Origin of the sequence: Reyranella humidisoli (genome assembly GCF_019039055.1) — a bacterium.
GTDB classification, from domain to species: Bacteria; Pseudomonadota; Alphaproteobacteria; order Reyranellales; family Reyranellaceae; genus Reyranella; species Reyranella humidisoli.
The window spans coordinates 2,247,263-2,260,675 of the sequence record NZ_JAHOPB010000001.1; the positions used below are offsets into that span (position 1 = coordinate 2,247,263).

Consider the following 13,413-nt stretch of genomic DNA (forward strand, 5'->3'; position numbering starts at 1 on the left):
GCGCAGTGCGCTGATGCTGGAAACGGTGTCATCCTGAGCGTAGCGAAGGATCCTTCCTCATGTGCGAACTCTTCTGCCTCTCCGCCCGCAAGCCGATGCGCGCGAGCTTCTCGCTGCGCCGGTTCGCGGGCCACGGCGGGGCCGATACGGGCAATGTCGACGGCTGGGGCGTCGCGTTCCATGAAGGCCACGAGGTGCGGCTCTACAAGGAGCCGGAGCCCGCGAGCCACAGCCCGTGGCTCGACTTCATCGAGCGCCGCACCCTGCCGACGCGCCAGCTCGTCTCGCACATCCGGCGCGCGACGCAGGGTGGCAACAGCCTCGCCAACACGCAGCCCTTCGTGCGCGAGCTGGGCGGTCGCACGAATCTCTTCGCGCACAATGGCGATCTCAGGGAGGTCGTGACGCGCGCCGCCGAGCCGGCGCATCGCTTCCACCCGGTGGGCCAGACCGATTCGGAAAGCGCCTTCTGCCTGCTGCTGGAGCGTCTCGCGCCGCTGTGGCACCGCCGCGTCCCGCCGCTCGGGCTGCGGCTCGAAACCCTCGCCGCCTTCGCCGCCGAAATGCGGCCGCTCGGCACCTTCAACTTCCTCTACAGCGACGGCGAGTTCGTGTTCGGCCACAGCCATCGCCGCCGCGGGGCCGACGGCTCGATGGGGCCGGGCCTGTGGTTCCGCCACAGGCATCGCGCCGAGCATGGCACGCACGCCGCCCACGAGACCGAAGCGGGCGTGGCGCTCCATCCCGCCGACGGCGCGCAGGAACTGTCGCTGCTCGCCAGCGTCCCCGTCACCGCCGGCCCCTGGCGCCCGCTCGCCGAGGGCGAGATCGTGGTGCTGGCCGCCGGCGAACTGGCGGCGACGACGTTACAATAGTCCCCGTCGTCTCGGGCGGGGTAACCCCCGCCCTGGAGCGGAGCGCGCACCACCTCATCCTGAGGAGGCCCGAAGGGCCGTCTCGAAGGATGGGCAGCAGGCGTGGTGCTCGTTCCCACCCTTCGAGACGCGCTCCTGCGGAGCGCTCCTCAGGGTGAGGAGCATTTGGGAAGGACCGTTGCGTCCCGCCCTGATCGCAAAACGCCAGCCAGGAGATCAGAACCCGTAAAGCGCCTTCGGATTGTCGACGAGGATCTTCCGGCGCACCGCCTCGTCCGGCACGCAGCGGAAGAAGTGCCGCAGCAGGTCCTCCTCCTGCGGGATCGCCTCCGCGCCGTGGCCGACATGCGGCCAGTCGCTGCCCCAGACCAGCCGGTCGGGATTGGCGGCGACCAGCGCCTGCATGAACGGCGCGGTGTCGTCGTAGGCGGCGCCCGGCCCGGCGCCCTGGCGCGTGTTGCGGTCGGCGCCCGAGAGCTTGCACCAGTAGCGCCCGGTCTTGAGCTTCTCGCAGAAATCGCGAAAGCCGGGCGTGTCGACGCCCTTGTCGGCCATGGTGCGCCCCATATGGTCGATCACGAAGTCGAACGGCATCTTCTCCAGGGTCGGCGCCAGTTCCTTGAGATCGCCGGTCTCGACCCAGAGCTGGACGTGCCAGCCGCGCGCGTGCAGGCGCGGCGCCAGCGCCAGAAGGTCGTCGAGGCTCATGCCGCCCGAGGAGACCGGCTTGCCGTCCTGGCGCAGCAGGTTGATGCGCACGCCCCGAAATCCTGCCTCGCTCAGCTCGTCGAGCCGGCGCTCGCTCACCTCGGGCTTCAGGATCGCCACGCCGCGCAGCCGGTCGCGATGGCGGCGCAGCGCGTCGAGCGTCACCTCGTTGTCGCCGCCGGCCGCCAGCGCATGGACGATCACGCCGCGCGCGATGCCCATCCGGTCCCACAGCGCCAGCAGCGCCTCGACCGGCGTCGCCTGCAGCGGCGAGAACTTGCCGCCGTGGACGGCGGGAAAGCGGTCGTAGGGACCGTAGACATGGACGTGGCAGTCGGCGCTGCCGGCGGGGAGGGGGAAGGCGTCGAAGGAGGCGGGCTGGGTCATGGCGCCGAGCCTAGCCGAACCACCAAAGGAACACAGGCCGGCAACCGGCGTTGTCGTCTAGCGTTTTCGCCCCTCGATCCGTCCTCAAGCGCCTGGAGACAGCCCCTCCCATGAAGCCTTTCGCCTCGATCCTCGCCCGTGGCCTCGGCCTCGGCCTCAGCCTCGGCCTCACGGTGGCCCTCGCCGGCTGCAGCCAGTTCGACCAGGCCTTCGCTCCGCCGCCGCCCAGCGCGCTGTCGCAGCCCATCCAGGCCTCGGAGGTCGAGTGGTCGCGCAAGGCCGGCACCAACACGGTGAGCGGCATCGCGACCATGAAGGCGGGCGGCACGACCCACACCTGCACCGGCCAGGCCGCCAACCTCCTGCCCGACAGCGCCTATGCCCGCGCCCGCATGACGGCGATCTTCGGCAACGACACGCGCGGCACCCGCGCCGCCAGCCTGGCCCCGGTGAAGTTCGAGAGCGGCGACGACCCGCTCTACGTCTCGACCCTGCGCCGCACCACCTGCGACGCCTCCGGCAGCTTCTCCTTCCCGCGCGTCCCCGACGGCGTCTGGTACGTCACGACCAGCGTGAAGTGGGACGGCCCGGGCGACCGCGTCGAAGGGGGCTCGATGATGAAGCGGGTGGACGTGCGCGGCGGGAAGCTGGTGAAGGTGACGTTGCCTTGAGGCTGGGAAAGCTAATATTTCGTGCTAAGCGACTAGATAGAGGGAGCGTTATCAATTTCAAACACTCTAAAGAATGCATCTGGAGATGTGGCGAACGAGAGTAGCAGCGCCATTAAACCGCGCGCTAGTTGGCTCGGCATAGTTCCGGTAGCGTCGACGAAGAGACGTTCAAATTGATTCTGACGCAAAAAAGTGCCGTGGCGAAGATTGCGATAACTCCAGAGCCAGTCTAGGCGCTCATCTTCCTTCGATTTTCCTCGCACTTGGTCCCTGATGGACTTTTGAACTTTTAGAAGCAGGCGCAACTGACGTGCTAGCGCCTCTGTGGCTAGTGGATTGCTTGAGGAATGACTACTGCGAGCGAGAGTACGCAATCGTTTGATTGTACGAACAGAAAAACATGCTTTGAAGATGTCAGACTCACTGACCTTCCCGCGGAGGCGGGATGCGATCAGATTCGAAAGCTTATCTATCGCAGACAAGCAGAATGACATGCGAGCATAAGTATTCAATGTGGAGTTTGCTGATCGGATATCATTAATCAGCAAGTGAAGTGCCGTCACAAACTGTATCTGCTCTCGCCCTTCAAGCCGCTCGCCTGACAAGAAGTTAAATGGGTTCGTTGAAAACCAGGACAGCGTATTTATGTGCTCGACGCTCATTCTTACGTAGTCGTAAATTCGTGAAGGATCTCCGGCGCTAAATCGCACGCCTTGTATCATCGTGTTCTCATCGGACGTCATCAAACGCATTGAGGACGTGAAATGACCGAGCATCCCTGCGACTGAGGCGCGTGGGAATATCCATGGATTTGAACTGAAAAATACCACGTACCCTCCAACTAACCTGATCGGGAGGGCGATTTGTGTCGGCGCGAAGGTAAAAAAGACTTCAATCCACTCCATCATGTCTTGCGGCGAAGGCAATATAGAATCGAGCGTCCGATCCTCCAGTATTTTTTCTTTGACGGCATCTAATCCAAATGCTTGGCAGGCCCAGAAGAACTTTACGAATGATAATCTGCTTTGTTGCGTGGTGTGATTTGGCCTGATGACGCAAAGATGCGTCACGCCTAGCTCGCTCTTCATGAATGGCAAGAGATCTTTTTCTAGTATTGAATTTAGCTCCTTTTCTGGGTCGGCAAAGAATGAGTGCAAATGCATGTGCTCAAGGTCAGTGAGCAAGCCATAGCCTTCTGAGCCATGCAGTTCAGGCGTCGGAGGTCTATTTTGATTAAATTCACTGCTTAGAAAGGAGGTGATGCGTCTAGCAATAGTGCCAAAATGCTCTTCGATCAGAGGTGTGGCATTTCCTAAGATTAGAAGGGGGGTGGGTTGGAGGCCGGAACTGGTCTCTTTGAGTACCCAACGTCCCTCGTCGCGGGTGGGGCGTCTTCGATAGGCTTGTTGAAAATTATCTCCGAGCATTCTCATGTCGGACGTAGCAGATAGCATTTCGGACAAATCTAGGATGCGATCCAAGGCACTATCCGTCGATGCATTGAAGCTCTGCTTGAGCATCATCGTACGACAGTGATGCAAGTTTAGTTAGGAAGTCTAGAGACAGCGAATGAACGGGCGGTTCTTCTGTCTCTATGCCAACACTCTGGAGAGCTTGCTCCCTCTTGGGCGTGTAGAGCTTGTGAGCGCTCGACGAAGTGCTGAAGCCATTCCGCCTTAGAATATCGTGGAGTTTCCGCAGGCGAGCTTCAGAATTACGATTCCACAATATTACTAAGGCTTTATCTGATTCTTCGCTAAGCGTAGAGCCTATGGCTTGCTTTGCCCTGATCTCCAAGGCTATCTGAGTCGGAATAGTGCGCCGAATTAGTCTCCAATCAATCTCTCGAACTAAGTTTTGAGTTGCTGCCACAAGCGAAACGATCTCCTTCCGCTTCGGGAAATCTTTGCGTCTGAGGTGATTGATTAGAAGGAGGGGATCGAGCCCCCCATAAAGTGATGAAAGCAGAGAGGCATTTTCCGAGAGACTCTCTACAAAATTTCTATCGAGTCTTAACTCGTCATTTGTCACTCGACCTGAGTGGACAACCTGATTCCTCCACGCAACAAGCGTGGCTGCTAAAGCAAGGCTGAGTTGGCCATCTTCGTTTAGCTTGATTCCAAGTTCTAGGATTCGCTCGACAATCGAATAAGCTACACCTCCGGGCTTAGTGACCGATTTACGAAGGACGTCGCGTGTAGAGTCCGGCATTGTGAGCCAAGTCTCGCTCGCAAGAGCGACAAGGTAGGTGTCCAATGCATCCGTAACGCGCGTAAGCATTGCGCTGTGAATTACTCCACGGGCTTGGTCGATTTCTTGCCTGGGGTTCTTCGGCACGCTCCAAGCGATTTTCAAGCCGGGTGGCTTACCCGAACCCAGTGCAATCCACTCCATGCCGACGTATGCTGCATTAATGTAGGAGGTGGTGTTGCCGACCTGATCTCGAAAATCACGATATGGGCGTGTTTTGTCGATTGTGTACATGCTTTAGCTCGAGAGGAATCGAACCTCTTTCCCAAGAATGAATAGCCGGTAAGTTGCCCGACAATAAGACTTGGTGTCCTACCAATAGACGACAAGCCAAGAGTATGTATCACGGGTTGCATGTTGTGGGCGAGTGTTTCCCACGATCCTCGATGTGTTTCGCAAAATCAGGCGTCGCTTGTTTGATCCGATAGAATCGCATCATCGCAGATGTGTCGCGCAGGCATCCAACCTCACCCACCCGTGATCCCCCGCGCCTGATCCGTCCGCCCGCGTGCTACAGTACCACCCCCATGCCGCCTCTCTCGCGCCGCACCTGGAGCTGGACCTTCGATCTGCCGCCCGCCGAGCTGTGGCCGGTGCTGGCCGACACCAACCGGTTCAACGAGGCCATGGGCCTGCCGCCCTATGCGCTGGAGGAGACGCCGCAGCCCAACGGCACGGTGCTGCGCCGTGGCCGGGGCAAGGCGGCGGGGTTCACGCTCGAATGGGAGGAGAAGCCCTACGAGTGGATCCTGGGCCGCCATTTCAACGTGTCGCGGATCTTCTCCAAGGGGCCGTTCCGCCGCTTCGGGCCGGTGTTCGATCTCTCGTCCGACGGCAAGGGCGGCTCGGTCGTGTCCTACGCGCTCGAATGGGAGCCGCTCACCCTGATGGGCCGCCTGTTCGGCCGGCGGCTGGCCGAGCAGGCCGGCACCGCCGTGGGCAAGCGGGTCGTGGAGGCCGTCGCGTTCGCCCGGGGCGAACGCGAGACGCCGTTCGAGCTGCCGAAGCCGGCGCTGCCCGACGGCGCCTTCGAGCGCGCGGCGGCGATGGCGGTGGAGATCGACCGCAGCCCCTACGGCAACGGGCTGGGCCGCGTGCTGACCGGCACGGTGCTGGGCGGCATGGCGAGCGACCTCGCCCATCTCAAGCCCAAGCGGCTGGCGCGCCAGGTCGGCGTGGCTCCGCGCGCCGCCATCGAGGGCTGCCTCGCGGCGGTGCGGGCGGGGCTTTTGACCATGAGCTGGGACCTGCTCTGCACCAACTGCCGCGGGCCCAAGCTCAGCGCTTCGGCGCTCTCCGAGCTGCCGCGCGGGGCGCACTGTCCCTCCTGCAACATCGACTACGACCGCGACTTCGAGAAGAACGTCGAGCTCTCCTTCGCGCCCGCGCCGGCGGTGCGGCCGCTGATGGAGGGCGGGTTCTGCCTCTCCGGCCCGATGGCGACGCCGCATGTCGCGGTCCAGCTGCTGCTGGCGCCGGGCGAGCGGCGGCGGGTGGCGGTCGATCTGCCGCCGGGCCGCTACCGGCTGCGCACGCTCCATCCCGGCGGGACGGTCGAGGTCGAGCACGAAGGCGGGCCGTTCCCCGGCCTGAGGATGACGGCGTCGGGCGTCGAGGCTTTGCCGGCGGGCTCACAAGGAGTGGGGGGCGAGGCGGGAACCATCGAGTTCGTGAACGAGGCGGGCTTCGAGCTGGCGGCGCTGATCGAGGACCGGACCTGGACGCGCGACGCGCTCACCGTGCCGGAGGTGATCTCGCTACAGGCCTTCCGCGATCTCTTTGCCGCCGCGACCCTGCGGCCGGGCGACGAGGCGGGGGTGAGCCAGGTGGCGCTGCTCTTCTCCGACCTGCGCGGCTCGACGGCGCTCTACGAGCGGATGGGCGACGGCGCGGCCTACAATGTCGTGCGCGAGCATTTCGCGCTGCTGGCCGCCATCGTGCGCGACCACGACGGCGCGGTGGTGAAGACCATCGGCGACGCGGTCATGGCCTCGTTCGGCGATCCCGCTGACGCGGTGCGTGCCGCGCTTTCCATGCAGGCCCGCATCGCCGACCAGGATCTTTCACTGAAGCTCGGCGTCCATATGGGCCCCAGTGTGGTGGTGACCCTGAACGACCGGCTCGACTATTTCGGCTCGACCGTGAACATGGCCGCCCGCCTGCAGGGCCAGAGCGAGGGCGGCGACGTGGTGCTCAGTCGTGCCGTGGCCGACGACCCCGCGGTGCAGGGCGTCATCGCCGATGTGTCCAAGCGCGAGGAAGAGGTCGCGCTGAAGGGCTTCGACCGGCCGGTGGGGTTCGTCCGGCTGGCACCCCCTGTAACCCCCTCACCTAACCTCTCCCCCTAGCGGGGGCGAGGAACATGAGTTTGAGCGTGCGCTTTCGGGCTCCTCTCCCCCTAGCGGGGGCGAGGAACATGAGTTTGAGCGTGCGCTTTCGGGCTCCTCTCCCCCTAGCGGGGGCGAGGAACATGAGTTTGAGCGTACGTTTTCAGGCTCCTCTCCCCCTAGCGGGGGAGAGGAACATGAGTTTGAGCGTGCGTTTTCAGGCTCCTCTCCCCCGCTAGGGGGAGAGGCTGGGTGAGGGGGCTTCGCACGGCCCTCACGTCCCGAAGAACGCCCCCATCACCGCGGCGGCCTCGTCGTTGGCTTTCAGCCCCTGCTTGAGGAACCGCGTGAGCGAGAAGAAGCCGTGGATGGTGCCGGGATAGTTGACGTAGGTGGTCTTCACGCCGGCGTCGATCAGCCGGTCGGCATAGGCGCGGCCCTCGTCGCGCAGCGGGTCGTAGCCGGCGGTCAGCACGAAGGCGGGCGGCAGGCCGGTGAAGTCCCTGGCCAGCAGCGGCGAGAGGCGCAGGTCGGCCAGGTCGGTGCCGGCCGGCACATAGGCCTTCCAGAACCAGTCCATCAGGCCCTTCGTCAGGAAGTATCCCTCGGCGCAGGATTTGCGCGAGGCGCTCTCCTTGCTGGAGTCGGTCGCCGGATAGATCAGCATCTGGAAGGCGGGGCCCGCTTCCTGCGCGTCGCGCATCGCCTGGCACACGACGGCGGCCATCGCGCCGCCCGCCGAATCGCCGCCGACCGCGAGCCGCGCGGCGTCGGCGCCGAAGGCGTCGGCCTCGTCGCGGATGTGCCGGAAGGCCGCGATCCCGTCGTCGATCGGCGCGGGGAACGGATGCTCGGGCGACAGGCGATAGTCGATCGAGATCACCTGGCAGCGGCTCCTGTTGGCGAGCCGCCGGCAGGTCGAATCGTGCGTCTCGATATTGCCGATCACGAAGCCGCCGCCGTGATAGTAGATCAGCGTCGGCAGCGTGCCGCCGGTCACGCCCAGCGGTTGATAACGGCGATAACGGATGTCGCCGCGCGGTCCCGGCATCGCGCCGTCGATCACCTGGGCGACCTCGGGCGGATCGGCCTCGCTGTCCTCCGACATCTTGTCGACCGCCGCGCGGCCGACCGCGTGCGGCAGGGTCTCGAGCTTCGGCCGGCCGGACTTGGTGGCGGCGTCCATCAGATCGAGCAGCATGCGGGCTTCGGCGTCGAGCATTCATCTCCTCCGGTTCGTTGGGCGGACATTGCGCGGGAGGGCGTGAGGCGACAAGGGGTGATCCGGCGGGGGGCTTCGCGGCGTACAACCGGCATGACATCCACCCTGCCGCGTCGGCTTTCCCCGCTCGCTCTTCTCGCCGTCCTGGTCGGCGCCTGCGCCTCCCCGCCGGAAGCGCCCGTCGCCACCGCCTCGACGCCGCCGCTGGTGTTCGAACAGTTCTTCCCCGGCCGCACTGTCGGCCAGGGCGTCTTCACCAACAGCTGGACCGGCTCGCAGCGCCGCTTCGACGTCGTCATCGAAGGCGCGTGGGACGGCAGGACGCTGACCCTGGTCGAGGATTTCGCCTACGCCGACGGCGAGAAGGACCGCAAGACCTGGAAGCTGGAGCGTACCGCGCCGGGCACCTACACCGGGATGCGCGAGGACGTGGTCGGCCAGGCGCGGGCCTGGACCGAGGGCAAGGTGGTGCGGCTGGAATATTCGGTGTCGCTCGGCGGCTGGACCGTCGACTTCTCCGACGTGCTCGCCCTCAATCCCGACGGCTCGCTGATCAACAAGGCCACCGTCGGCAAGTGGGGCATCCGCGTCGGCCGCGTCGAACTGGAGCTGCGCCGCGCCCCGGGGAGCTGATCCCCATTCACCTTAAGGTACCCGCACTTACCTCATCCTGAGGAGCGCCGCGGAGCGGCGCGTCTCGAAGGATGGGCTACACACACCACGCCCGTTGCCCATCCTTCGAGACGGCCCTTCGGGCCTCCTCAGGATGAGGGCGTGAGTGTTGTCGGGCGTTCCGGGCGGCGCCCTAAAACTCGACGTCGAGTTCCTCGACTTCCTCGGGCTCGGCCTTGGCCGCCGCCGTCCATTCCATCACGGCGGGGAAGCGCAGCATCAGGTCGCGATAGCCGGCCGAGGCCTCGTCGAGCTTCACGTTGTAGGTGGCGAAGCGCGTGCAGACCGGTGCGTACATCGCGTCGGCCATGGTCGGTGCCGCGCCGAACAGGTAGGGCCCGCCATATTTCTGCAGGCACTCGCGCCAGATCGTGGCCACGCGCTCGATGTCGGCCTGCGCGCCGCCCCAGACCTTGAAGCTCTCGTGGCGCACCTTGAGGTTCATCGGCAGCGCCGAGCGCAGGTTGGCGAAGCCCGAATGCATCTCGCCGCAGACCGCCCGGCAATGGGCGCGCGCTGCCTGGTCGGTCGGCAGTAGGCCGGCGCCGGGCTTGATCTCGTGCAGATACTCCCCGATGGCGAGCGTGTCCCAGACCTTGACCTGCCCATGTTCGAGGCAGGGCACCAGAAAGGAGGGCGACAGGAGGAGCAGTTCGGCCCGCGTGGCCGGATCGTCCCAGGATGCAATCCGCTCCTCGAAATCGAGACCGGCTATCCGGCACAAAAGGAAGCCGCGGAGCGACCAAGAGGAATAGTTCTTGCTACTGATGGTGAGCGAGGCCTCGGCCATGGACTCCACCCCTCCCGATTGGTGGGACTGTCTGTGTCTCAGGTGCCCTCGAGGATGCAATTTCCGAGCCGGTTCGCCCACATGCTTTACGCGATGTACCAGACCGCCGCCGACATGATGCTTCCGGTCCGTCTGTGGGCGACGGCCGCGGGGCAGACCCTTGGGGGCGGCAGCGCGAGCCTCGACAGCTGGCGGGCGGCCAGCGCGCTCTGCGAGATGACGACCCGCGCCCAGCTGACCCACCGGCGCCCCGATTTCGGCATTTCCGAAGTGAAGTACGGCAACCAGATGGTGGCGGTGCGCGAGGAAGAGGTCTTCGCCACCCCGTTCGGCACCCTGCTGCGCTTCGCCAAGGTGGGCGTTCCGCCGCAGCCCAAGGTCCTGCTGGTCGCGCCTCTGTCGGGGCATTTCGCGACGCTTCTGCGCGATACCGTGCGGGTCCTGCTGCCCGACCATGACGTCCACATCACCGACTGGGCCAATGCCCGCGACGTCGGCGTCTGGAACGGCCGCTTCGGCTTCGACGAATATGTCGAGCACCTGATCGAGTTCCTCGAGGTGATGGGCCCCGGCGCCCATGTCATCGCGGTCTGCCAGCCCTGCGTACAGACGCTGGCGGCGGTGGCGATCATGGCCGAGGACGACAATCCGGCCCAGCCGCGCAGCATGACGCTGATGGCCGGCCCCATCGACACGCGCATCAGCCCGACCAAGGTCAACGAGCTGGCCATGGGCAAGCCCATCAGCTGGTTCGAGCAGAACCTGATCCACCGTGTGCCGCTGCGCTATCCCGGCGCCACGCGCCGCGTCTATCCGGGCTTCATCCAGCTCACCGCCTTCATGAGCATGAACGCCGACCGCCACATGAAGGCGCAGGTCGACCTCTACAAGCACCTCGCCAAGGGCGAGACCGAGCAGGCCAACACCATCAAGACCTTCTACGACGAGTATTTCGCCGTGCTCGACATGGCGGCCGAGTTTTATCTCGAAACCGTCCAGTGGGTGTTTCAGGAGCACCGGCTGCCCAAGGGTGAACTCGAATACAAGGGCAGGCGGGTCAATCCCAAGGCGATCCGCCGCACCGCCCTGTTCACCATCGAGGGCGAGCGCGACGATATCTGCGCCCTGGGCCAGACCGTGGCCGCCCACGACCTCTGTTCCAGCCTGCGGCCCTATCGCAAGAAGCACTATATGCAGGCCGGCGTCGGCCATTACGGCGTGTTCAGCGGCCGCCGCTGGGCCGGCCAGATCTACCCCCTGGTCCGGAACACGATTTTGGCCAACGAATAGCGGGTCTTTTCTGGCCCGAAATCCGCAGTACATTGGGGGCATGGCCGATTTTCCGAAGAAGACCCTAGCCGACTGGGAAAAACTCGCAGCGAAGGAACTGCGCGAGCGCCCGATCGATGACCTCACCTGGATGACCCCCGAGGGCATCGCCGTGAAGCCGATCTACACGGCCGCGGATCTCGAGCAGATCGAGACGGTGGGCTCGCTGCCCGGCTTCCCGCCCTTCACCCGCGGGCCGAAGGCCACGATGTACACGGGGCGTCCCTGGACGGTCCGCCAGTATGCCGGCTTCTCGACGGCGGAAGAGAGCAACAAGTTCTATCGCGCCAATCTCGCGGCCGGCCAGATGGGCCTGTCGGTGGCCTTCGATCTCGCCACCCATCGCGGCTACGATTCCGATCATCCGCGCGTCGTGGGCGATGTCGGCAAGGCGGGCGTGGCGATCGACTCCGTCGAGGACATGAAGATCCTGTTCGACGGCATCCCGCTCGACAAGATGAGCGTGTCGATGACGATGAACGGCGCCGTGCTGCCGGTGCTCGCGGGCTACATCGTGGCGGCCGAGGAGCAGGGCGTGCCGCAGGACAAGCTCGCGGGCACGATCCAGAACGACATCCTCAAGGAGTTCATGGTCCGGAACACCTATATCTATCCGCCCGGACCCTCCATGCGCATCGTGGCCGACATCATCGAGCACACGGCGCTCTACATGCCCAAGTTCAACTCGATCTCGATCTCCGGCTATCACATGCAGGAGGCGGGCTCGACGCTCGTTCAGGAACTGGCCTTCACGCTGGCCGACGGACTCGAATATGTCCGCGCCGCCAAGGCCAAGGGCCTCGACATCGACGCCTTCGCGCCGCGCCTCTCGTTCTTCTTCTGCATCGGCATGAACTTCTTCATGGAAGCGGCCAAGCTGCGCGCGGCGCGTTTCCTGTGGGCCGAGCTGATCAAGCCGTTCGAGCCCAAGAAGGCCGATTCGCTGTCGCTGCGCACGCACTGCCAGACCTCGGGTGTCTCGCTCACCGAGAAGGACCCGTACAACAACGTGATCCGCACCGCCTACGAGGCGATGGCGGCGGTTCTGGGCGGCACCCAGTCGCTGCACACCAACTCGTTCGACGAGGCGATCGCGCTGCCGACGCCGACCTCGGCCCGCATCGCGCGCAACACCCAGCTCATCCTCCAGCACGAGACCGGCGTCACCAAGGTCGTCGATCCGTTGGCCGGCAGCTACTACGTCGAATCGCTGACCGCGAGCCTGGTCGCCGAGGCGCGCAAGCTGATCCAGGAGGTCGAGGCGCTGGGCGGCATGACCAAGGCCGTCGAGGCCGGCATGCCCAAGATGCGCATCGAGGAAGCCTCGGCGCGCCGCCAGGCCCGCATCGATCGCGGCGAGGAGATCGTGGTCGGCGTCAACAAGTTCCAGCTCAAGGAAGAGCCGCCGATCGACATCCTCGACATCGACAACGACGTCGTGCGCGAGGCGCAGCTCAATCGTCTCAGCAAGATCCGCGCGACCCGCGACGAGGCCAAGTGCGTCGAAGCGCTGAAGGCGCTGGGCGAGGCCGCTCGCACCGGGACCGGCAACCTGCTCGGCCTGTCGATCGAAGCGACGCGCGCCCGCGCCACCGTCGGCGAGATCTCGTCGGCGCTGGAAGGCGTCTACGGCCGCTACCAGGCGACCATCCGATCGATCGCCGGCGTCTATGCCAGCGAATGGGAGGGCGATGCCGGGCTCGAGCGCATCCGCACCGACATCGCAGCCTTCGCCGAGGAGGAGGGCCGCCGGCCCCGTCTCATGGTCGTGAAGATGGGCCAGGACGGCCACGATCGCGGCGCCAAGGTGATCGCCACGGCCTTCGCCGATCTCGGCTTCGACGTCGATATCGGCCCGCTGTTCCAGACGCCCGAGGAAGCCGCCCGCGCCGCCATCGAGAACGACGTGCACGTCATCGGCATTTCCAGCCAGGCCGCGGGCCACAAGACGCTGGTTCCGCAGCTCATCGAGGAGCTGGCCAAGCAGAACGGCTCGGAGATCATGGTCGTGGTGGGTGGCGTCATCCCCGCCCAGGACTACGACTTCCTGAAGAAGGCGGGCGTCGCCGCGATCTACGGTCCGGGCACCAACATCCCGGCCGCCGCCGCCGAAATCCTGTCAATCCTGCGCCAGCGCGACCAGAAGCGCGCCGCCTGAGCTGACTTAAGGATCCCTCGCTAC

At 64.8% G+C, this 13,413-nt stretch carries 11 protein-coding genes; 6 read left to right on the forward strand and 5 right to left on the reverse strand.

All coding sequences use genetic code 11. The features are described from left to right. Positions 1-59 precede the first annotated feature (59 nt). Positions 60-875, forward strand: coding sequence for a class II glutamine amidotransferase (locus KQ910_RS10965; RefSeq protein ID WP_216959530.1), 816 nt, complete (start codon positions 60-62; stop codon positions 873-875). Positions 876-1,091: 216 nt separating this feature from the next. Here KQ910_RS10965 and KQ910_RS10970 read toward each other — a convergent pair whose 3' ends face one another. Next, the gene (locus tag KQ910_RS10970) at positions 1,092-1,970 is read right to left on the reverse strand and encodes an amidohydrolase family protein (protein WP_216959532.1); all 879 of its coding nucleotides are present in this window, start codon (positions 1,968-1,970) and stop codon (positions 1,092-1,094) included. 110 nt (positions 1,971-2,080) lie between these two features. Here KQ910_RS10970 and KQ910_RS10975 point away from each other — a divergent pair, with 110 nt between their 5' ends. After that, positions 2,081-2,641, forward strand: a complete 561-nt coding sequence (locus tag KQ910_RS10975; RefSeq protein WP_216959533.1) for a hypothetical protein — start codon at positions 2,081-2,083, stop codon at positions 2,639-2,641. Positions 2,642-2,673: 32 nt separating this feature from the next. Here KQ910_RS10975 and KQ910_RS10980 read toward each other — a convergent pair whose 3' ends face one another. Together KQ910_RS10980 and KQ910_RS10985 are read right to left on the reverse strand one after the other, a co-directional pair. Continuing rightward, positions 2,674-4,164 carry a hypothetical protein gene (locus tag KQ910_RS10980; protein WP_216959536.1) on the reverse strand — a complete coding sequence of 497 codons (1,491 nt, stop codon included), beginning with the start codon at positions 4,162-4,164 and terminating at the stop codon, positions 2,674-2,676. Continuing rightward, on the reverse strand, positions 4,127-5,125 hold the full coding sequence (locus KQ910_RS10985) for a hypothetical protein (protein ID WP_216959539.1): 999 nt from the start codon (positions 5,123-5,125) through the stop codon (positions 4,127-4,129). Before KQ910_RS10985 ends, KQ910_RS10980 begins: the two co-directional genes overlap by 38 nt. A 293-nt stretch (positions 5,126-5,418) precedes the next feature. Here KQ910_RS10985 and KQ910_RS10990 point away from each other — a divergent pair, with 293 nt between their 5' ends. Continuing rightward, the gene (locus KQ910_RS10990) at positions 5,419-7,239 is read left to right on the forward strand and encodes an adenylate/guanylate cyclase domain-containing protein (RefSeq protein WP_216959542.1); all 1,821 of its coding nucleotides are present in this window, start codon (positions 5,419-5,421) and stop codon (positions 7,237-7,239) included. Positions 7,240-7,492: 253 nt separating this feature from the next. Here KQ910_RS10990 and lipP1 read toward each other — a convergent pair whose 3' ends face one another. Beyond that, on the reverse strand, positions 7,493-8,440 hold the full coding sequence (lipP1, locus tag KQ910_RS10995; protein WP_216959545.1) for a LipP1 family hormone-sensitive lipase: 948 nt from the start codon (positions 8,438-8,440) through the stop codon (positions 7,493-7,495). 93 nt (positions 8,441-8,533) lie between these two features. On the opposite strand from lipP1, the gene KQ910_RS11000 reads away from it, so the two are divergent. Next, positions 8,534-9,073, forward strand: a complete 540-nt coding sequence (locus KQ910_RS11000) for a DUF3833 family protein (RefSeq protein ID WP_216959548.1) — start codon at positions 8,534-8,536, stop codon at positions 9,071-9,073. Between the two features lie 172 nt (positions 9,074-9,245). Here KQ910_RS11000 and KQ910_RS11005 read toward each other — a convergent pair whose 3' ends face one another. After that, positions 9,246-9,902, reverse strand: coding sequence for a glutathione S-transferase family protein (locus KQ910_RS11005; RefSeq protein WP_216959551.1), 657 nt, complete (start codon positions 9,900-9,902; stop codon positions 9,246-9,248). Positions 9,903-9,983: 81 nt separating this feature from the next. Between KQ910_RS11005 and KQ910_RS11010 the strand changes: the two genes are divergently transcribed. Together KQ910_RS11010 and scpA are read left to right on the forward strand one after the other, a co-directional pair. Then, positions 9,984-11,192: a polyhydroxyalkanoate depolymerase gene (locus KQ910_RS11010; protein ID WP_216963773.1), complete on the forward strand. Its 1,209-nt coding sequence runs from the start codon at positions 9,984-9,986 to the stop codon at positions 11,190-11,192. Between the two features lie 40 nt (positions 11,193-11,232). Further along, positions 11,233-13,389 carry a methylmalonyl-CoA mutase gene (scpA, locus tag KQ910_RS11015; protein WP_216959553.1) on the forward strand — a complete coding sequence of 719 codons (2,157 nt, stop codon included), beginning with the start codon at positions 11,233-11,235 and terminating at the stop codon, positions 13,387-13,389. The last annotated feature ends 24 nt before the right edge of the window (positions 13,390-13,413 follow it).